The 19832-nt window shown below is 62.6% G+C and carries 18 protein-coding genes; 13 read left to right on the top strand and 5 right to left on the bottom strand.

Annotated features, from left to right (window positions below; translation table 11 throughout):
• Nucleotides 1-132: 132 nt before the first annotated feature.
• From M1R55_RS12655 to M1R55_RS12675, 5 genes are all read right to left on the bottom strand, one after another.
• Complete coding sequence (locus M1R55_RS12655) at nucleotides 133-1752, bottom strand: alpha-amylase family glycosyl hydrolase (RefSeq protein ID WP_249392109.1); 1620 nt, start codon at nucleotides 1750-1752, stop codon at nucleotides 133-135.
• Between the two features lie 278 nt (nucleotides 1753-2030).
• Entirely contained in the window at nucleotides 2031-3203 is a 1173-nt protein-coding gene (locus M1R55_RS12660; RefSeq protein WP_371827108.1) for an LCP family protein, read from the bottom strand.
• A gap of 255 nt (nucleotides 3204-3458) precedes the next feature.
• Entirely contained in the window at nucleotides 3459-5702 is a 2244-nt protein-coding gene (locus M1R55_RS12665) for a phospholipase D-like domain-containing protein (RefSeq protein WP_249392111.1), read from the bottom strand.
• Between the two features lie 162 nt (nucleotides 5703-5864).
• Nucleotides 5865-7010, bottom strand: a complete 1146-nt coding sequence (locus tag M1R55_RS12670; protein WP_249392112.1) for an acyl-CoA dehydrogenase family protein — start codon at nucleotides 7008-7010, stop codon at nucleotides 5865-5867.
• 86 nt (nucleotides 7011-7096) lie between these two features.
• Nucleotides 7097-7759 carry a carbohydrate kinase family protein gene (locus tag M1R55_RS12675; protein WP_249392113.1) on the bottom strand — a complete coding sequence of 221 codons (663 nt, stop codon included), beginning with the start codon at nucleotides 7757-7759 and terminating at the stop codon, nucleotides 7097-7099.
• An 85-nt stretch (nucleotides 7760-7844) separates the two neighbouring features.
• Between M1R55_RS12675 and M1R55_RS12680 the strand changes: the two genes are divergently transcribed.
• From M1R55_RS12680 to nuoK, 13 genes are all read left to right on the top strand, one after another.
• A complete protein-coding gene (locus M1R55_RS12680; protein WP_249392114.1) occupies nucleotides 7845-8303 on the top strand; it encodes a hypothetical protein in 459 nt (152 codons plus the stop codon).
• Nucleotides 8304-8711: 408 nt separating this feature from the next.
• Nucleotides 8712-9044 carry an NADH-quinone oxidoreductase subunit A gene (locus tag M1R55_RS12685; protein ID WP_249392115.1) on the top strand — a complete coding sequence of 111 codons (333 nt, stop codon included), beginning with the start codon at nucleotides 8712-8714 and terminating at the stop codon, nucleotides 9042-9044.
• A 151-nt stretch (nucleotides 9045-9195) separates the two neighbouring features.
• The gene (locus tag M1R55_RS12690) at nucleotides 9196-9732 is read left to right on the top strand and encodes an NADH-quinone oxidoreductase subunit B family protein (RefSeq protein ID WP_064014384.1); all 537 of its coding nucleotides are present in this window, start codon (nucleotides 9196-9198) and stop codon (nucleotides 9730-9732) included.
• Nucleotides 9720-10502, top strand: coding sequence for an NADH-quinone oxidoreductase subunit C (locus M1R55_RS12695; RefSeq protein ID WP_371827109.1), 783 nt, complete (start codon nucleotides 9720-9722; stop codon nucleotides 10500-10502). Before M1R55_RS12690 ends, M1R55_RS12695 begins: the two co-directional genes overlap by 13 nt.
• A 106-nt stretch (nucleotides 10503-10608) precedes the next feature.
• A complete protein-coding gene (nuoD, locus tag M1R55_RS12700) occupies nucleotides 10609-11844 on the top strand; it encodes an NADH dehydrogenase (quinone) subunit D (RefSeq protein ID WP_249392116.1) in 1236 nt (411 codons plus the stop codon).
• A 440-nt stretch (nucleotides 11845-12284) separates the two neighbouring features.
• Nucleotides 12285-12899, top strand: coding sequence for an NADH-quinone oxidoreductase subunit NuoE (nuoE, locus tag M1R55_RS12705; protein WP_249392117.1), 615 nt, complete (start codon nucleotides 12285-12287; stop codon nucleotides 12897-12899).
• Nucleotides 12896-14236: an NADH-quinone oxidoreductase subunit NuoF gene (gene nuoF / locus M1R55_RS12710; protein WP_249392118.1), complete on the top strand. Its 1341-nt coding sequence runs from the start codon at nucleotides 12896-12898 to the stop codon at nucleotides 14234-14236. The genes nuoE and nuoF overlap by 4 nt, the downstream gene beginning before the upstream one ends.
• Complete coding sequence (gene nuoG, locus M1R55_RS12715; protein WP_249392119.1) at nucleotides 14233-16443, top strand: NADH-quinone oxidoreductase subunit NuoG; 2211 nt, start codon at nucleotides 14233-14235, stop codon at nucleotides 16441-16443. The genes nuoF and nuoG overlap by 4 nt, the downstream gene beginning before the upstream one ends.
• Nucleotides 16443-17615: an NADH-quinone oxidoreductase subunit NuoH gene (gene nuoH / locus M1R55_RS12720; protein WP_249392120.1), complete on the top strand. Its 1173-nt coding sequence runs from the start codon at nucleotides 16443-16445 to the stop codon at nucleotides 17613-17615. Before nuoG ends, nuoH begins: the two co-directional genes overlap by 1 nt.
• A gap of 90 nt (nucleotides 17616-17705) precedes the next feature.
• Nucleotides 17706-18284, top strand: a complete 579-nt coding sequence (locus M1R55_RS12725) for a DUF1963 domain-containing protein (RefSeq protein WP_249394208.1) — start codon at nucleotides 17706-17708, stop codon at nucleotides 18282-18284.
• 72 nt (nucleotides 18285-18356) lie between these two features.
• Nucleotides 18357-18896 (top strand): NADH-quinone oxidoreductase subunit NuoI, encoded by a 540-nt coding sequence (gene nuoI, locus M1R55_RS12730; protein WP_249392121.1) that lies wholly within the window; start codon nucleotides 18357-18359, stop codon nucleotides 18894-18896.
• The gene (locus M1R55_RS12735; protein ID WP_249392122.1) at nucleotides 18893-19522 is read left to right on the top strand and encodes an NADH-quinone oxidoreductase subunit J; all 630 of its coding nucleotides are present in this window, start codon (nucleotides 18893-18895) and stop codon (nucleotides 19520-19522) included. Before nuoI ends, M1R55_RS12735 begins: the two co-directional genes overlap by 4 nt.
• A complete protein-coding gene (nuoK, locus tag M1R55_RS12740; protein WP_249392123.1) occupies nucleotides 19522-19824 on the top strand; it encodes an NADH-quinone oxidoreductase subunit NuoK in 303 nt (100 codons plus the stop codon). The genes M1R55_RS12735 and nuoK overlap by 1 nt, the downstream gene beginning before the upstream one ends.
• Nucleotides 19825-19832: the final 8 nt, after the last annotated feature.

Consider the following 19832-nt stretch of genomic DNA (forward strand, 5'->3'; position numbering starts at 1 on the left):
GTGGGTGCCGAGGTACTTGGTCTAAGGGTCTGAGGAAGGTCAAAGGCGAATTACGCCTCTGCTTGGGGTCTCAAAGCCAAAAAGAGAGAAGACAAGCCCAAACGACTTGTCTTCCTCTTTCGTATTTAATCCTCAGTTCAGAATGATTCGTGCTTCGTTGGGGCGCAGGGCTGCCGCGCTGTCCGGCAGGTCGCTGAGGCTGCTCAACACAGTTTGGCCGCCCAGTCCCGCCACTTCCCGCGTTTCTGCGCCAAAGTTCAGCAGCACGGTCAGGCGCTGGCTTCCATCGGTGCGTTCAAAGGCAAAGACATCGTCGTGGGCGGTGTCCAGGCTGCGGTAATCGCCGCCCAGCAGCACCGGATAGTCACGCCGCAGCTTGGTCAGGGCGCGGAAATAGTTCAGGTCACTGTGTGGGTCGTCTTGCTGGGCCTGCACGTTTATCGTGTCGGCATCGGGGGCGAGGGGCAGCCAGGGCGTCACGCCTGCGGGGGCAAATCCGGCATTCGGGCCAGCTTGCCACTGCATGGGGGTGCGCTCTGGGTCGCGGCTGGCGCTGGGCACATCGGGCTGTTGCAGGCCCGCCGGGTCGACCATCTGCTCTAACGGAATCGCCACGTTTTCCATGCCGAGTTCATCGCCGTAGTATACGGTGGGCGTGCCGCGCAGGGTCAGCAGCAGGGTCTGGGCCACGCGGTACTGGGTCTCCCCCACACGCGACTTGAAGCGGTGCTGGTCGTGGTTGCCGAGTACCCAGTTGGGCCACGCGCCCGCAGCGATGCTGGCCGCGTCGTAGCTGTCTGCAAAGGCCCGCACCTCATTCGCAGTCCACGGCAGCAAAATCAGGTGAAAGTTGAAGGGTAGATGCACCATCTGGGCGTCGGGCGTGCCGGAATAGGGCAGCAGGCGGTCTATGGGCAGGTAGATTTCGCCCACCATCATGCGGTCATCGAACTCGTCCAGCACGCGGCGCATCTCGCGGATGTACTCGTGCGTCTCGGGCTGATCCTGGGTGTAAGGATGTTCCAAGCGCCAGTGATCGGGCTGGCCGGGCTGCCAGTTCGGGTTTTCCGGCTCGTCAAGGTAACGCTCGTCTTCGGCCAAGAGCCAGATCACGTCTACCCGGAAGCCGTCCACGCCGCGCCGCATCCAGAAGCGCAGCACATCGAACATGGCGGCCCGCACATCGGGATTGCGCCAGTTCAGGTCGGGCTGGCTGGGCAGAAACTGGTGCAGATAATACTGACCGCTGGCTTCATCCAGTGTCCACGCGGGGCCAGCAAAAAAAGACTTCCAGTTGTTGGGCGGGCCGCCGTCTGGCGCGGGGTTTTGCCATACGTACCAATCCCGCTTGGGGTTGTCGGAGCTGGAAATGGCTTCCTGAAACCAGACATGATCGGAACTGCTGTGGTTGGGCACGTAGTCCAGCATGATTTTCAGGCCCAAACGGTGTGCCTCGGCCACCAGCGCGTCAAAGTCAGCCAACGTGCCAAACAACGGGTCTATGTCGCAGTAGTCGGCCACATCGTAGCCAAAATCGCGCATGGGGCTGGTAAAAATCGGCGACAGCCACACGGCCTCTACCCCCAGGCTGGCAATGTAGGGCAGCCGCGCCGTGATGCCGGGCAGATCGCCCACGCCGTCGCCGTTGCTGTCCTGATAGGAGCGGGGGTAGATCTGGTAGATGATGCCGTGTTGCCACCACTTCAGTTCACCCGTCAGGGTAGCCGCGCCCGCCTGCGGAACTTGTGTCATACGCAAATGCTAGCAGGAATGGCGGGCAGTCTGAATCGTTTCAGAAAGGAGGTCTAGACAGGGCAGCGTGCTGGTTGAGATAGGCGGGGCCAGGTTCAAGAGTCTAGGGTCAAAGGCGGGTCAAGGGCAACCCACTGCGCTGACTTCGCCCCTGTGGTTCACGGGTGTTCGAGTTCGGTAGCAGGCCAAAGCAAAGGCGTGAAGCTGGGTTTCTTAGACCCTCATTCCCTCGACTCTTAGACATTTTTCTTACGTCCCACAAGCGCCAGCCTCCCCCCTCATTCCCCCGGCGTATCGCTTCCCAGCCGCACCGTCACGTCTGCGCCGCCTGCACCCTGCGAGTTGGCTGCGACCTGTCCGTAGCCCACATCCTGCAACACCCGCGCCGCCGCTGCGCCCGACGCTGTCGTCGTGGCCGCGCTCCCCAGTGCCGAGGAGATACTGACGTTCTGGTAGCCCATGCCCTCCAGCTTTTCCTTCAGGCGGCGGGCGCTGCCGTCGGGCGCAGCCACGTTGACTACAGCGATATTCAGGGTGCGCGGGTCGTTGGGGTCGCGGAAATGCTTGGCGATAGTGGCGTTCAGGGCACTGCGGTTGGGAATCCACGTGCCGCCGCCGCCAAAGTCGCCGGGAACTGTGTGCATGGTCAGGGTTGGCCCTCTCAGTATGCCGCCCAGCAGCGCCCCGACCTGTGCCCGCGACAGGTTGGATTTCACGTTGGAATTGAGCGCACCTACGATGCCCGGCATGCGCCACACATTCAACGGGTTTTTCAGCTTGCCCGTAAAGGCGGTCAGGAAGGTCTGTTGCCGCGCCACACGCCCGATATCGCCCATTCCATCCTTGCGGAAGCGCAGGTAGCCCTCGGCTTGCTCACCGTTCAGGTGTTGCCGCCCCGGTTGCAGATCGATGTGCAGTTTGCCCGCCGTATCGTTGTATTTCATGCGCTGGGCCACATCCAGAGTCACGCCGCCTGCCGCGTCGGTCATCGAGCGTACCGCGTGGAGACTCAGCAGGGCGTAGGCGTCTACATTCACCCCAGTCAAGCTTTCTACCGCCGACACCAGCATGTCTGGGCCGCCGTGTACGTTTGCGCCGTTAATTTTGCCGTTGCCCCAACGCGGAATAGTCATCCACGTATCACGCGGAATGCTCAGCAGGTTGGTGGTTCCATCGGGCCGAAGTTGGGCCAGCAGCAGCGTATCGGTCAGGCCACTGTAATCTTCGGGCGCGGCGGGGTAGGGCCACACTGCGCTGGGCGGATAATTGGGTGTAACGCCTGCCAGCAGCACGGTCACCGGGGCGTCGGCGCTGCTGGGCAAAGCGCCGTAACGGGCAAGGGCCGGAAAAGCCGGAGAGCAGAGGGCCACAGCCCCCGCCAGAGCAACAAGAACAACCACACCAAAGCGCACAGGGCGAGTGTAGCGGGCGCAGGGCCGCCGCGCCAACATCCCAAAGATGCAGTGCTGTAGGGGGAATGTCGGTCAGTTGGAGTGTGAGTTTCTCGGGCCGCGTGGTGAATGTCTAAGGGTCGAGGGTCGAAGGGTCTAAGAACGACATGAAACCCCAGCTGTTGTCCTCCCCTCTAAGGGGGCGTTGCAAAGTAACGGGGGGTTCACCTACAACCTCCGACGCCCCAGCACCTTAGACCCTCGACCTTTAGACCCTTAGACGCCTCGCCCACGCCGACCCAAATTCCACACTCTTCAATCCGCTTCCCCGCCATCCCCGCCCAACCAGCCCGGCAATTCTGCAGGCTCAGCCTTGCTCCAAAAGAAGGCGAATTCGCGGGCATACCCGGCAGCGGCGGCGGGGGCGGTGGTCGCCAGCGTGTATTCGTTCAGGCCACGCGGCGTCCACGAGGAATAGTGCAGGTTTTGAGAACCGACCGTCAGCATGCGCCCATCGAGCAGCATGGTTTTGGCGTGGACGGCCCCCGGATACCAGCGGGCTTCCAGCCGGTCTGCCAACCCCCGCCGTTCCAGTTCGCGGCGCAGCACGGCCAGTCCCACCCGGTTTTCCAGCCCCAAAAAGCCGTGTTCGTACAGCAGGGCGCGGATCTGTACGCCCCGGCCCGCAGCGTCGGCCAATGCTTTCATCCACGGCAGGGCGTCGCCGAAGGTGCACAGGCCCGGATTCAGCAGCGCCAGATTGCAGCCCACGCTCATGCTGAACGACACGTGCATCAGGTCGATGGTTTGCGTGGCCGCGCCGATCATACCCACAGTGGCGTCGTCGGCGGCGCGGAAGCCCTCGCGGCGGTACAGGCTGAACACGCGCTCCCAGCCTTTCACGCCGATCCGAAGCTCGTCTGTGCCTTGCGGATGCGTGGCTTTGGCGACTTCTCCCAGTCGGCAGGCCCGCTGTACGGTGGCGGCAGTTACGTCCGGGGCGCAGTTCAGCAGACGGCTGCGTGTCCAGAGGTCATCGAAGACGTTCAGGCCATCGGCGGCAACGGGGCCGCGCACCCGCACGCCAAGGTCACGCACGTTGCCGCCGTGGCCGTCGTTCCGGGCAGAATCCAGATGCAGCGGCCCCACGTTGAAGCCCATCACGGTCAGGTCTACGCCGTCGGTGACCAGCAATTTGGCGTGACTGTGGGGAAAAGTGCCGATGTAGTTGGCGACTTCTACGCGCCACTTGCGGGCCGGATCTGCCAGAGGCACGCCCGCCGCCAGCAGGTCGCGGGCCGCCGCGTACACTTGTGGCCCCCATTCCAGATTCACGGGAACCGGAAAATTCCCCAGCGCAATCCGCAGCGTAATGCCGTCTGGGTAAGCGGCAGGATTGCCCCGCACCCGTTCATACAATTGCGCTATTCCGCCGGCCAGCACCGCCCCCGGCCCGCGCCCCGGCTCGTCGTGCCATTCCATCACGGCAAACAGGACTTCCCGTTTTGCACCTGCCATTTGCGTGGCCAGGCCGTCAAAACCGCCGTGTGGGGTGGTGGGAACACTGCTGAATGCCGGATCGGGATTGGGCGTATGCAGAAAACCCAAAAAGGTATTGCCGCACGAGAAGTCAGGGCGGCCTTCCCGCGTGGTCACGCGCCATGCGGCCAGTTCCAGCGGGTCGGTAGGGGCCGCGCAACCCAGGCTGTCGCCCAGGCTCTGGCGTTGGGGTACAGCTAGGGCCACCGGATTGGAAGGCCGCGACTGCACAAAATTTACGCCCGCACGCGCCACTGCCCAGATTCCCAGCAGCGCCAGCACCAGCACCAACAGCGTGCTTGCAACTTGGCCGGAATGCGCCCGGTCTTGCTCGCCCCGGTCAGAGGCGGCGTCTATGCTGGCGGCAATGAGCAGGTCGCCCACCACCTGCCCCAGCGCCAGCACACTTGCCAGTACTGCCAACAGTCCCCAGCCCCCACCGCCCAGCACACTTGGCACGCCCACCGCGCCCAGTGCCGCGCCCGCCAGCAACCCCACCGCACCGAATCCCAGCAGGCCCGCCACCGCCGGACGCCAGGCCAGCCGCGCCCGTAGGGTCAGCAGGCCCATAAGCCCGCCCGACAACAGGCCGTACAGCGCCGCCACCAAGCCCAGTCCGGCGGTCAGTTGGCCCGCGCCGAAGCTGTCTCCCAGCAGGCCTCCCCGGTAAATGCCCGCCAGACCCATCAAAGCGCCGACTGGCACGATCAGAAGGCCAGCGGTGGCCCCCGCCGCAATGCCGCCGCGTATGCGTGCCTGTGCCCGCGTGAGGCCCAGACGGGCAATCGGAAGCGCCCGCGTAGACAGCGCCCCAGACAGCCCAAAGCCCACCATCACGCTGAGGATGGCGGCCAATGTGCCCGCTACGCCGCGCACATACGGCTGTCCTGCCGGAACCAGCGCCAGTACCAAAGACACCGCGCCCCGTGCCAGCAGCGCCCCCACCAGCACGCCCAGCACCGCCGAAATGCTCAGGCGGGCCACCACAGACCAAGGGTTGAAGCGGGGCAACAGGCGCATCAGGGGCCAGAATACGGGAGTGGGTCGGGTGGGATTCAATGCGCCTTGCGCTCTGGACTGTAGACCCTGAATACCAACAGTTTTGATGCGGCTTCCTGTAAGCGCTTTTCTTTGGAGTTCTTAGACCCTTGACTCCTAGACGCCTTTCTTCTCTAAAACGCCTCAACTCCCCAGCAAACTCAGCCCATACGCCGTATACGCCGCTTCGTCGCTCGGCGGGTGCGTCAGCCCTGCGCGGGCGTCCCTCAGCAGGCGTTCCAGCGGTAGCGCAGGCGTCAGGGCCGCGCCCCCAGCCGTCCGCACGGCCAGGTCGGTGGCGCTCACGGCGGCATTGGTGGCATAGGCTTTGGCCGCACCGATCAGAGGCACAGCGGCGCCGTCTGGCTGAGCGTCCCACTGCTGCGTGGCGGCATGCAAGAAGGCGCGGGCGGCATGCAGGTCAGCCGCGATTCGGCCTATATTTTCCTGCACACGGGGCAGCGTGGCAATCGGCGCACCCAGCGCGGTGGGCGTGCGCTGGTGGGCGTAGGCGGTCAGCGCGTGCAGGGCGGCGAATCCTACACCCAGATAGGTCGCGGCGATGGCTGTCCAGAACCACGCGGCACTGGCTGGATGCCCGCTGCTGGGAGGGGCATGCAAGCGGGCCGCCGCGCCGTCAAATACCACATCATGGCTGCCGCTGCCGCGGAGGGCCAAAGCACCCGTCCACGTCGGCTCTATCGTCACGCCCGCCCCCTTCAGGTCTACCAAAAAGCGCCCGACCTGCCCATCGGGGGTGGCGGCGTTCACCAATGCAAAGTCCAGCGCCCGCGCTCCGGTGGCCCAGGTTTTGCGCCCACTGATTTGCCAGCCGCCCGCTGGGTCGGACGTGGCGGCGGTGCGTGGCAAGCCTCCGCGAGAAGGGCTGCCCAGTTCGGGTTCGCTGGCCAGCGCATTCAGCAGCTTTCCGGCAAGGCTGGCGTCGGCCAAAGCGTTCAGCAGTTCGTCGGGCAGGGTGCGCCCCCCAAACGCCGCACCCACGATATGCCCGTGCATCGCCAGAATCAGAGCCAGTCCCGCGCCCGCTTCGCCCAACGTCGCCTGTGCCGCCGCAAATTGCGTGAGGCTCGCGCCCAAACCACCCTCTGCAGCAGGCAGGGTCAGGCGGGCGTATCCGCTGCGGCGTAAGGCTTCGGCAGCGCCCCCGGTTACGTCCTGCGTGGCCTCGCACTCGTCGGCGTATTGGGCAATCGCCTGTGCCGCCCGCCCAGTCACGGCTTGCTGCTCGGCGGTCAGGTCGGCGGTGGGGGAGAGGGTGGAGGCAGTCACAGGCCAAGTTGTCACACGGCAAGCTATCCCGTCAGGCACAGTTCCGACAGTTCTTTTCCAGACAGATGGCCTGCCTCGCCACACTTCTAGGAGGCGAAGGTGCAGGCCAGCCGCAACGCTTCCCGCGCCGAATATCCACCAAAATAGGCCCACACAAACGCCGAAAGTAGGGTGTCGCCTGCGCCGTTAGTGGAAACGACAGGGCGGGTCGGCACAACAAGCTGATGGTGCGGAGCCTGCCCCCGTTCCGACATCAATGCTCCCTCTGCGCCTAACGAAATTACGATAATGGCCGGGTCACACCTCTGGCGGTAGGCCCGGAGCGCGTCTAGGGGGGGCATGGTCAGGTATTCGGCACTCAGCAAAAGTACGTCGGCATGGGCCAAAAAGGGTTGGTCATAGGGGTGCGCGGGGCCGGGAGTGGCCTGCAAATCGGTTACGATGGGCACGCCCGCTTCACGCGCCAATGGCAATAGTGGGCGCGTCCAGCACACAAACGCGAATGCCAGTGTCGCACGTAACAGTTCCCCGGCGGGATCATTTCCGGCAAAGGTCAGCAGGCCCGGATCGGCCCCCAGCCGTGCCAGAGCGTGCGCCACGTTGAACCCCACCCCGCTGACGCCAAGCGTGAGGCCGTGCGAATAGGCGGTGTTTTCAACGTCGGGCAGCGGCAAGACAGGGGCCTCTAGATGAAACTCTGCGTTGGTATTTCCCGCCACCAGCACACGCAGGGGAGGGGAACTGGACATGGCTTAGGCTAGCGCGGGCTTGGCAGCCTGGGCCTTTTCCCACCCCCATGACACTTAGCCCAAAACAGAATATACTAGCCTCACTATGTCCTACACTCCGCGTGACTCCACGGCCAGAGACTCCGCCCGCCGCGTCATTCAGGCCCGCTTCCGCGCCAGTGTGGACAGCGATGTGAGCGGCCTCGCGGCCCAGCACTGCTTCGAGCGCCAACTGCTGACGCCCGACGGCATCCCCGCCGCGCAATTGTGTATCGGCAGCCATGAGGCGGTGACGCACCTGATCTGGCATTCCTTTTCGCCAGCGTGGGAAGGCGTGGTGTACATCTACGACGGCTTCCGCACCGAGCAAAACCGTTACCTGCACGCCAAGTTGCACCTGACTTTGGCCCTGGCCGCAGCAGGTGACGAGGCCACACCTGGCGTCAAGGCCGCGCTGATGGCCACCGAACGCGCCCTGCACACGCTCTGGCTGGCGTGGGCGGGGCATCAGGCCACCACGACGGACGCTCTGGCGCGGGCCGTGACTGAATTTGGCGATCTTTAGGGTGAAGACCAGGCTGGCAAGTGGTGCGTGGGAAGGGCGTGGTGGACGTGGGATTTGGGCTTGGGGCTGGGAATGTTGAGAATAGTCGTCAGAACACCTGGGGTTCATAACCTATAGCTCGGGGCAAGCCACGCCCGCCGCATCCTGCCAATTTGGGGGATGCGGCATGACATTTTCGTGCTCTGCTTGGCCCGGCATCCTGTGCCTTTATGCCGCCCCTGCCGCCGAGGTTCGTGATAAAACTAGGGGCGTATCACAGCTCAATTTCCGCACAGGTTGTACGGCAAGTTCGTTTGGCCCCTCTCTTTTTTTCCTGATGCTCGTGCTGTTTTTCACGAGCTTGCACGAATACAGGAGAGTTTGGGACCCTAGGAGGGCAGTCTTATCGAATACGCGAATTTTGTCATCATGCTGCTGATCGCTGTCGGGATTGGCGTGCTGGCCGTCGTGGTCAGCGCCATCCTTGGGCCGAAAAAAGCCAGCCGCGCCAAACTGATGGCCTACGAGAGCGGCAACGATCCCGAAGGCGGCGTGGGCACGGGCCAGCGCTTTCCGGTTCACTTCTACCTCGTCGCCATGCTGTTCATCATCTTCGACATCGAAACCGCCTTCTTTTACCCGTTGGCGGTGGCCTACCAGAAGCTGATTCCCTTCGCCTTCTTCGAGGCGCTGGCCTTCGTGCTTTTGCTGCTGGTGGGCTACTACTACATCCTGCGAAAAGGGGTGCTGGAGTGGGCGTAACGGCGGCCCGGCAGTGAGTGCTGCGCCGCATAACACACCTCTAAGAGTCTGAGAACAGCACACGGCTCTGGCAATCCCACACTCTTGATGCTCAGGCCCAGACCTTTAGTCCCTTAGACAAGCACCCTAGATCCGTACCAGAGGTACACGTATGCCACTCAAGGAATTATTTGAACGCGACTGGCAGGAACTGGAATCCGAAGGCGTCCTGTTTTCCAGCCTGGAAAAATTGGTGGCGTGGGGCCGCAGCAACTCCATGTGGCCCGCCACTTTCGGCCTCGCCTGCTGCGCCATCGAAATGATGAGCAGCACCGATGGGCGCAACGACCTTGCCCGCTTCGGCTCCGAAGTGTTCCGCGCCTCGCCCCGGCAGGCCGACGTGATGATCGTGGCCGGACGCCTCAGCAAGAAAATGGCCCCGATTATGCGGCGGGTGTACGACCAGATGCCCGACCCCAAGTGGGTGATCAGCATGGGCGCGTGCGCCAGCTCGGGCGGCATGTTCAACAACTACGCCATCGTACAAAACGTAGACAGCGTGGTGCCCGTCGACATCTTTGTGCCCGGTTGCCCGCCCCGCCCCGAAGCCCTGATCTACGCCGTGATGCAGCTTCAGAAGAAAGTGCGCGGCGAAGCCTTTGACCAATTGGGCCACCAGTTGCCGATGGTGGATGCGTGGACGCGGTGACGGGCGGCAACGATGGCTCCGGCGGCGGCAACAGCGAAAAACTGACCGGGCGCAACGCGAGCATGCAGAGTTCTCAGAGCCAACCGGTGCGGCCTGTGGCAGAATCTCGGCCCGCGCCCACCGACGACCCCAGTGTGGGACGGCATTCGCTGGCCGCGCAGGGCCTCAATCCCACCGACCCACGCGACGTGAAACCGCTGATGGCCGCGCTGGGCCTGACCGAAGACGACGCTGCCGAACCCACCGCTATCGTGCCCGCCGAGCAACTGCGCGAAGTCGCCATGCAACTCAAAGCTCGCGGCTTCATGCTGATGGACACGGTGGGCATCGATTACAGCGCCTACACCAGCCCCCGGCCCAAGCGTTTTGCCGTGCTACACAACGTCTATCACCCCGATGACCACCGCCGGCTGTTTTTGCGGGTGTGGCTGCACGACAGCGAACCGCTGGACAGCCTGTATCCGGTCTGGAAGGCAGCCAACTATCTGGAGCGCGAGGTCTATGACCTGATGGGCGTGGAATTCGTGGGCCACCCCGACCTCCGCAAAGTGCTGACGCCGGATGATCTTGAAGGCCACCCGCTCCGCAAGGATTTTCCGCTGGGCGAAACGCCGACGCTGTTCCGGGAAGGCCGTTTCCTCGATCCAGCCACCTTCCGCGCGGGCCTGAGCGGGCAGCAACGCGGCCTGACCGGCTACCGGGGAGAACTGCGCCGGGGCCAGGGCGAAGACCGGATGCCGCCGGTGATGCCGGAAGGTGGGCCGAAGTGAGCGGGATTGTGAGTGGGACGGCGCGAAGGGCGTCTAAGGGTCCAAGGACAAAGCAAACCCAGATGCCGACGCACCAGCACCTTGGACCTCAGCCGGAGGGAAGTGTATGACCGTTACACAGCCTAAAAAGCCCGTTGCAGTGGAGCGCGACATCGAAACTTCGGGCGCACTGATGCACACCGAGATCATGAGCCTGAACGTGGGGCCGCAGCATCCCAGTACGCACGGCGTCTTGCGGTTGGTGGTCGACATGGACGGCGAATACGTGATCAAGGTGACGCCGCACATGGGCTACCTGCACACGGGTTTCGAGAAAACATTCGAGAACCGCACCTACCAGCAGGGCGTGACCTACGCGCCGCGCACCGATTACCTGCACTGCTTTGGGCACGAGCTGGCCTACGTGCTGGGCGTGGAAAAACTGCTGCAAGCCGAGGTGCCGGAGCGGGCCACCATCGTCCGGGTCATCCTGCACGAACTGGGCCGGATTCACAGCCACTTGGTGTTCGTGGGCACGGGCATGCTGGACTTGGGAGCGTTGACGCCCTTCTTCTACGCCTTCCGCGAAAAGGAAGCCCTGCAAGACCTGTTCGAGTCGGTCTGCGGCTACCGCATGAATCAGGGCTATTTCCGCGTGGGCGGCCTGTCCCGCGATATTCCCGAAGACTGGCCTGCCCGCGTGTCGGTGTTCCTCGAGCAGTTTGAAAAGGGCGTGACCGAGTACGAGAACCTGTTCGCCAAGAACCCGATTTTCCTGGACCGCGCTACGGGCGTCGGCGTCATTCCGCGTGATGTGGCGCTGGATCTGGGCCTGACCGGGCCAAACTTGCGGGCCAGCGGCGTGGCGCTCGATCACCGCAAGGCCAACCCGTACTGCGGTTACGAAAACTACCAATTCGATGTGCCCGTCAGCACCGCCGGAGACAGCCTCGCCCGTTTCCAGTTGCGCCTGATGGAATTTCGCGAGAGTGCCAAAATCGTGCGGCAGGCCCTGAAAATGCTGAAGCCGGGGCCAGTGAAAGACCCCAACCGCAAGATCAGCTTGCCGCCACGCCACGAGCTTGAAACCAGCATGGAAGCGGTCATTCATCATTTCAAACTGGTCACGGAAGGCTTTCACCCGCCTGTGGGGGAAGTGTACGTGCCCGTAGAAAGCGCACGCGGAGAAGTGGGGTATTACATCGTGTCGGACGGCGGTTCTATGCCCTACCGAGTGAAAATCCGCGCCCCCAGCTTCGTGAATTTGCAGGCGTTGGAATATGCCTGCGTGGGCAGCCAATTCGCCGACTTGATCACCATTCTGGCAACGATTGACCCAGTGCTGGGGGACGTGGATCGGTGACAACCGGCTCAACAGTACATCCATTTTTTCCTGAGCATATACAAGTCAGTCGTCGGATATGGCGGCAAGAAATTGATATATCGGGTTGGACTGTACCTTTCGACATTCGTGTCGAGAACCTTTCAGACCCGCAGGCTTTAACAATCACGAATTTTTTGAGCCACGTGCAGAAACACGAGTTTGATTGTCGTTCAGAGATAGTAAAAGATGTCCTGGTAGATGACAAGTGGGCGGAATTCTGTAATGTAGTCCAACCGTCAATAGGTGCGATGCTTGAATCGATGACTTTGAAGTGCGTTATTTATTCTGACGCCACCGAAAATTTCTGGAGCTTTATAGTTTCATACCACACCCCATTATTTGACGTTTTCAGTGTAAGTGGTTGGTACGGTACTGACGGTCAGTTTTTACATGCCGAGATCGAGTGAATGGAGGCTCTTTTGAGTTACTTTGCAGACAAACAACCCCTCGTGGCCGATATTTTCAGCCGCTATCCGGCCTCGCCGCAGGGCCGCCGCTCGGCGCTGATGCCGCTGCTGCGTGAGGTACAGAACGCGCACGGCTACGTGTCCGAGCCGCAGATGGCTGAAATTGCTGCCCTGTGTGGCACGACGGCCACCGAAGTTCGCAGCGTCATGAGCTTCTATTCGACCTACCACACGGTTCCTACGGGCAAATATCATCTGCAAGTCTGCTCCACGCTGATGTGTTCCTTGGCGGGCAGCGACGAACTGTGGGATCAACTTGTAGAGACGCTGGATGTGCAACCTGGTGAAGTGTCGCCCGATGGCCGATTTAGCGTGCAGAAGGTGGAATGCCTCGGCTCCTGTGGCACGGCCCCCATGATGCAGATCGGCGATGAGGGCTACTACGAAAACGTGACGCCTAGCAAGTGCGCCCGCATTCTGGCCGCCCTGCACGCCGACGCGCCGCCCGCGCCCGACAATCTGGTGCCCGTGACCGTGAACGCCGAGGGGCGGCAAACGCTGGCCAACGGAGAAATGGTCGGGGCCAGCATCGGCGGCCTTTCTCCCCTGACCGGAGGCGCCGCATGACCGCCACCCTGACGCCGCCTAAGCCCATCACCAGCGGCAAAGACCCCCGCTTTGCGCCCACGCTCTACGCCCATGTGGGCCAGGATCAGAGCTGGACGCTGGAGTATTACCGCCAGCACGGGGGCTATCAGGCCGTCACGCGGGCCTTTGCCATCGGCAACGACGCGGTTATTGATGAGGTCAAGAAATCCGGCCTGCGCGGACGCGGCGGCGCAGGTTTTGCCACTGGCCTCAAGTGGTCGTTTATGCCCCTCAACGACGGCAAACCGCACTACATCATCTGCAACGCCGACGAGTCCGAACCCGGTTCCTTCAAAGACCGCTACCTGCTCTCCGAAGACCCGCACCAGCTGATTGAGGGCATGATTATCGCCGCGTTTGCGATGCGGGCCAGTGTGGGCTACATCTACATCCGGGGCGAGTACGTGCACGCCGCCGAGCGCATCTGGGCCGCCATTCACGAGGCGCGGGATGCCGGGCTGCTGGGCCAGAACATTCTGGGCAGCGGCTTCGATTTCCAGATTCACCTGCATCGGGGCGCGGGTGCGTACATCTGCGGCGAAGAAACCGCGCTGATGAACTCCCTGGAGGGACTGCGGGCCAATCCGCGCCTCAAGCCGCCGTTTCCTGCCGCCGCTGGTCTATACGGACTGCCCACCACTATCAATAACGTGGAAACCTTCTGCGCCGCCACCCAGATCCTGAAATTTGGCCCCGATTGGCATGCGGGCATGGGCACCGAAAAGAGCAAGGGCATGAAGCTGTTTCAGATCAGCGGCCCCGTGGCGCGGCCCGGCGTGTACGAGTTGCCGCTGGGAACCACCTTCCGCGAACTGATTTTTGACTGGGCGGGTGGCCCCCTCGAAGAGATCAAGGCCGTGATTCCGGGCGGTTCCAGTTGCCCCATGCTGCCCTACGAGGACAAAACGCTGGATACGCCGATGGATTACGAGGCCATCGCCGCTGCTGGAAGCATGTTGGGCACAGGCGGCGTCACGCTGATTCCGAAGGCCGACTGCATCGTCAACGCCACTTGGAACATGGTGCGCTTTTACGCCCACGAATCCTGCGGCAAATGCACGCCCTGCCGCGAGGGAATCTCCAGTTGGATGGTCAGGATGTACGAAAAACAGGTGCGCGGTCACGGACAACCCGGCGACGTGCAACTGATTCTTGATATGTCCGAAAATATCGGTGGCCGCAGCTTTTGCGCGTTGGCAGATGCCTGCCTCGGCCCGGTGCTGAGCAGCATCAAACTGTTCAGGGAAGAATATGACGCGCTGGCGAATACGCAAACGCCGCTGTATGGGTCGCGCAAAAGGTGGAAAGAGACATGAAAGTCACCATTGATGGCGTCCAAGTCGAACTGCCTGCGGGAACATCGGCCATCGACGCCGTGTTCCACGCGGGGCAGGATGTGCCGTTTTTCTGCGCCCACTCCTACCTGTCGCCTGTGGGCGCGTGCCGGATGTGCCTGATCGAATCGGGCAGCCCACGCAAAAACCCGGACGGCTCCTTTGTGATGGAAGGGGAAGGCGACGCCGCCACCCCCAAGATTTTCTGGTTCCCCAAACCGATGGCGTCCTGCACCATGCAGGCCACCGAGGGGATGCACATTCGCACCGCCGCCACGTCCGATGTGGTTGCCAAAGCGCAGGCGGGCATGATGGAATTCACGCTGCTGAACCACCCGTTGGACTGCCCCACCTGCGACAAGGGCGGCGCGTGCGAGCTGCAAGACCGGGCCTTCGAGTACGGCTACGGCGCAAGCCGCTTCGGCTTTGACCGCCGCCACGCTGACAAGCATTACCCCCTCTCCGACTTTGTGATTCTGGATCAGGAGCGCTGCATTCACTGCAAACGCTGCGTGCGCTACTTCGAGGAAGTGCCGGGGCAGGAGGTGCTGGACTTTATCGAGCGCGGCGGGCATACCTTCATCGACACCGAGGAGGGTGGCCTGCCCACCGGGTTCCAGGGCAACATCACCGATATTTGCCCGGTGGGAGCGCTGCTGGACAACGTGGCCCGCTTCCGGGGCCGCAACTGGGAATACGACCACACGCCCACGACCTGTACCCTCTGCCCCGCCGGATGCTCGATTACTGCCGACGCCCGCAATGGTCGCCTGGAGCGCGTGGTGGCCCGCGAAAACCGGGAAGTCAACGAGGCCTGGATTTGCGACGCGGGCCGTTTCGGGCACGTCTTCGCCTCCGAGGCCCGCCTAACCAGGCCGCTGGTGCGCGTCAACGGCGAACTGGTGGAAACGGGCTGGGATGAAGCCATCGCCGCCATCCGTGCGGGCTTGGGCGGCATGAACACCGCCGATCTCGCCCTGTTCCTGCACGCCGACTCCACGCTGGAAGAAGGCGCGGCGCTGGAAGCCCTGGCCGCGCTGACGGGCACGAATTCGGTGGATCACTGGCCCCGCTACCCCGCCGAAATTCTGTCGAACGCCACCCTGAACGACATTGCCACTGCCGACGCTGTGGTGGTGCTGGGTGCAGATTTAGGCGAAGAAGCCCCGATTGTGGAACTGCGTGTGCTGGAAATGCTCCGCGGCGGCATCTTGCCCCCCGAATACGCGCACGGCACGGCCATTGCCGATCTGCGACTGGTCGAACGGCCTGCGCGGAAGCCGGAAAAGCTGGCCGTTATCGGTTCCGCGTCCCGCTTGTCGGGCAATGCCGGAACCTTCGTGGAGGCTGCCAACGTTGACCTGCTGACCCTGATTCGCCCCGATTCCGAGGGCGCACGGGCCGCCCTGAATCTGCTGAACAGTGCCAAAAATCCAGTGCTGATCCTGGGAGCCGACGTGCTGAACGGGGCTTCTGCGGGCGCGTTTGCCACCCAACTGAGCGACCTCATGGCCCGCACCGGGGCCAAAGTCATGGCGATTCCAGCCGCCGCCAACAGCAGTGGACTCGCACATCTGAACCTTGTACCGCGCAGTGGGGGGCAGGGCTACTCTGCCATCAATCACACGCGGGCGGCCTTCATTTCCCGTCTCGACCCAGTGGCAACAGGCCAGAGCTTGGGCGGCTTTACCATCGTCCACGACACGCACCTGACGGCCACCGCGCAGGCCGCCGACGTGGTGCTGCCCGCCGTCACCAACTACGAAAAACGCGGCACCACCGTGAATGTAGAAGGCCGCCTATTGCCCCTGCAACAGGCTGCCCTGAACGCAGGCGAGGCCGCCGACCTGACCCGCACGCTGGCGGCATTGGCCGAAGCTTTGGGCCTCCGCACCCGCATTCGTGGCCTGAAATCGGCACAGGCCCTCCTTCAGACCCGCCTCGGCGTGGACGTGACCGACCTCCCCGAAGCCGGAGCCATTCGGCCCCTTGGCCCCGTGTACGACGCGCCCACCGGACAAACGCACCGCCCGCAACTCTGGACAGAGCGCATGACCCTGAAGCCCGATCCGTGGAAGGCCACCTGGGTAGACCGCATCGAGAGTCTGGTGGACAACAAGTGGGAACTGCCGATGGCTGGGACTGGGACTAGCGTGACTGAGTCTAGCGTGACTGGGGGCGATGACTGATGCCAGATTGGATTATTCAACTGCTGATTACGCTGCTTAAGGGTGTGGGCGTGGCACTCGGTCTGCTGACCACCTTCGCCTACATGACCCTGATCGAGCGGCGGCTGTTGGCCCGCATGCAGATTCGGCTGGGGCCAAACCGCGTCGGCCCGATGGGACTCTTGCAGCCCCTCGCTGACGCCATCAAAAGCATTTTTAAGGAAGACCTGACGGTGACGCTGGCCGACAAGCTGGTGTACACCCTCGCGCCGATTATTGCCATCGGGTGTGCGCTGACCGCGTTTGGTGGCCTGCCCGCTGGCCCTGCCGGAAGCCTGTTCGGGGCCGATCCGTGGGTGTACAACCTCGATGCCGGACTGCTGGCGCTGCTGGCGATCACGTCTATGGGCGTGTACGGCATCTTCCTCGGCGGCTGGGCGTCGGGCAGCAAATACCCAATTTTGGGCGGCCTGCGCTCCAGCGCCCAGATGATTTCCTACGAACTCGGCATGGGCCTCAGCGTCCTTGGCCTGCTGATGCTCGTCGGCTCCACGTCCTTTCACGCCATCACCAACTGGCAGGCCAACAGCGGCTGGCTGATCATGTTTCAGCTCACGGCCTTTGTACTGTTCCTGATCAGTTCGTTTGCCGAAACCAACCGCACGCCCTTTGACCTGCCGGAAGCCGAGCAGGAAATCGTGGCGGGCTACCTGACCGAGTACAGCGCGATCAAGTGGGCGCTGTTTCAGATGGCCGAATACGTGAACATGATCACGGCGTCGGCAGTCATGGCGACCCTGTTTTTCGGCGGCTACCGGGGGCCAGCGTTCCTGGAGGGCCTGATCCCCGGCATCGCCAGTTGGCCCTTTATCTGGCTGTTCGCCAAGATCGCCGCGTTCCTGTTCCTGTTCATCTGGGTGCGCGCTACCCTGCCCCGCCTGCGCTACGACCAGCTGATGCGCTTTGGCTGGAAGCTGCTGCTGCCGGTGGCCCTTGCCAATACGGTGCTGACGGCGGCCATTATCGCCTTTTCCACGGGCCGGGTGCGCGTCCTGCTCCTCGTTCTGTTGGGCGTTACAGGTGTGGCCCTGCTTATCGGCTTCAGCGACCGGATGCGCGTGCTGTGGACGGCTCCCACCGTACGGCGTGAAGACGCCAACCTGTCTCCTGCGCGGCCTGCTGGGGGAGACTGAATGCCTGAGGCATTTAAAATCACCAGTTTTGTTCCGGCGTCTGCTCCTCTCCGTGGGCCGATCACTAAATTCGGCGGACAGCCCCTCTGGATGAAGGACACCCAGTGGCCCCTCAGCAAAGCCACTGCAAGGCCGCTCCGGTTTATTGGGCAGATTGATCTGACTCAGCCCGGACTTGGTTTGAATGATCCGACGATGGCTTACCTCTTTGTCGAAATCTACGACCAACAGGACGATAAATACTACGAAGAAAATTTTGCGGTCATCTTGCAACCTCGCCTCAGTATCGGCATGGGGGGGCCAGTTGGCCCAGTTGCCACTGAACAGGAATGGCTGCTAGACGGCAAAGTTGTGAACGAACCCGATTGGGCAGAAATGTCTGAGCGGCATTCCACGGCATTTGAAGGATCAGACGAAGATTTTGAAGCCCATACCACCGCTTTTGGTGGCCCCAAATTGGGCGGTACGCCCATAGCGCCGGAAGAAATTTCCTTGCCCGCTGGATCAGAGGCAGGCTGGCAACTCCTATTGCAACTGCCGGAGCATGAGCTGGACAGCGACAATCCCGACAACGTCCCTTTTGTTATGGATTACGGCGATGGTGGAACAGGTTGGTTTCTGCTCAGCAAGAATAAAAAGGAGGCGCGATTTGCATGGATGAGCAATTGAGACTCTCGCCCCCATTTTTCCTACCGACCACGACTCACTCACGACTCACTCGTTTTACTGCCGGAGGCAACTATGGGCGTCCTTGAGATCGCCAAGGGCATGGGCATCACGCTCGGCAAACTGTTTCAAAAGCCCGTAACTGTCAGCTACCCCGAACAGCGGGCCACCCTGCAACCCCGTTTTCGTGGGCGGCATGTGCTGACCCGGCACCCCGGTACCAACCTGGAAAAATGCATCGGCTGTAGCCTGTGCGCCGCCGCCTGCCCCGCCTACGCCATTTATGTAGAGGCCGCCGAAAACGACCCCGCCAACCCCACCAGCCCCGGCGAACGCTACGCCAGCGTGTACGAGATCAACATGCTGCGCTGCATTTTTTGCGGCATGTGCGAGGAAGCCTGCCCCACCGGAGCTGTCGTGATGGGCAATGAATTCGAAATGGCCGATTACCGATACGGCGACTTCGTGTACGCCAAAGAAGACATGCTGGTAGGCGTGGAAGGCAGCCTGCCCCAGCGGCGCGAGGCCGCCCGCAAGGGTCAGCCAGTGCGCCTCGGCTTCAAGGTGGAAGGCGGTCCAAGAGCCGAATTGGAGGGGGTGACTTACCCTCTATGATGCTCGCGTTTATCATCCTCGGCGCACTTTCCCTCGTGGGCGGCGTCATTACCATCGCGGCCCGCAATGCCGTTCACGCCGCGCTGGGCCTTGTCGCCACGTTGCTGTGTGTGGGCGGCCTGTTCGCCACCATGAATGCCTCGTTTTTGGCGGCCACACAGGTCATCGTGTACGCCGGGGCGATCATGGTGCTGTTCCTGTTCGTCATCATGCTCCTCAATGCCAATCAGCCCGTGACCGGGCGCGATCCTGTGCCCTTTGTGCGCGAACTGGCTGGAATTGGCGGCACGCTGCTGGCCGGGGCATTCGTGGTTCTGGCCTTTACCTACGAAGACCCCCGCCCCCTCACCGAATCGGCGGCGCTGCTGCGCGACGGCACGGCAGGCGCAGTGGGCGAAACCCTGCTGACCCGCTTTTTGCTCCCGTTCGAGGCGGTCAGTGTGCTATTGCTGGTTGCCATCGTGGGCGCAGTGGCGTTGGTGCAGCGGCCCGTCCCTCAGCCCGACGGCGTGCCCGACACCGAGCCCGCTGGCCTTCCCGTGTCCGGTCAGGGCCTGATTTTTGAATCTACCGCGCAGGAACCTGCCCTCAAAGACGCTCTACTGAAAGAAGGGGGGCGTGCCTGATGGTTCCCACCACGTATTACATCGCCCTGTCCGGCATCCTGTTCGCACTGGGCATGATCGGCGTGCTGACGCGCCGCACCGCCATCATGGTGTTCCTGAGCGTCGAACTGATGCTGAATGCGTCCAACATCGCGCTCGTCGCCTTTGCCCGCTCGTGGGGCGACCTGACCGGCCAAACCGCCGTGTTCATCGTCATGACGCTGGCCGCCGCCGAAGTCGCCATCGGCCTCGCCATCATCATCGCCATCTTCCGCAAGCGCGAAACCACCAACGTGGATGATCTCGCGACCCTCAAAGGCTGAGTGGCAGT

Source organism: Deinococcus sp. QL22, assembly GCF_023370075.1.
In the GTDB taxonomy this organism is placed as follows: domain Bacteria; phylum Deinococcota; class Deinococci; order Deinococcales; family Deinococcaceae; genus Deinococcus.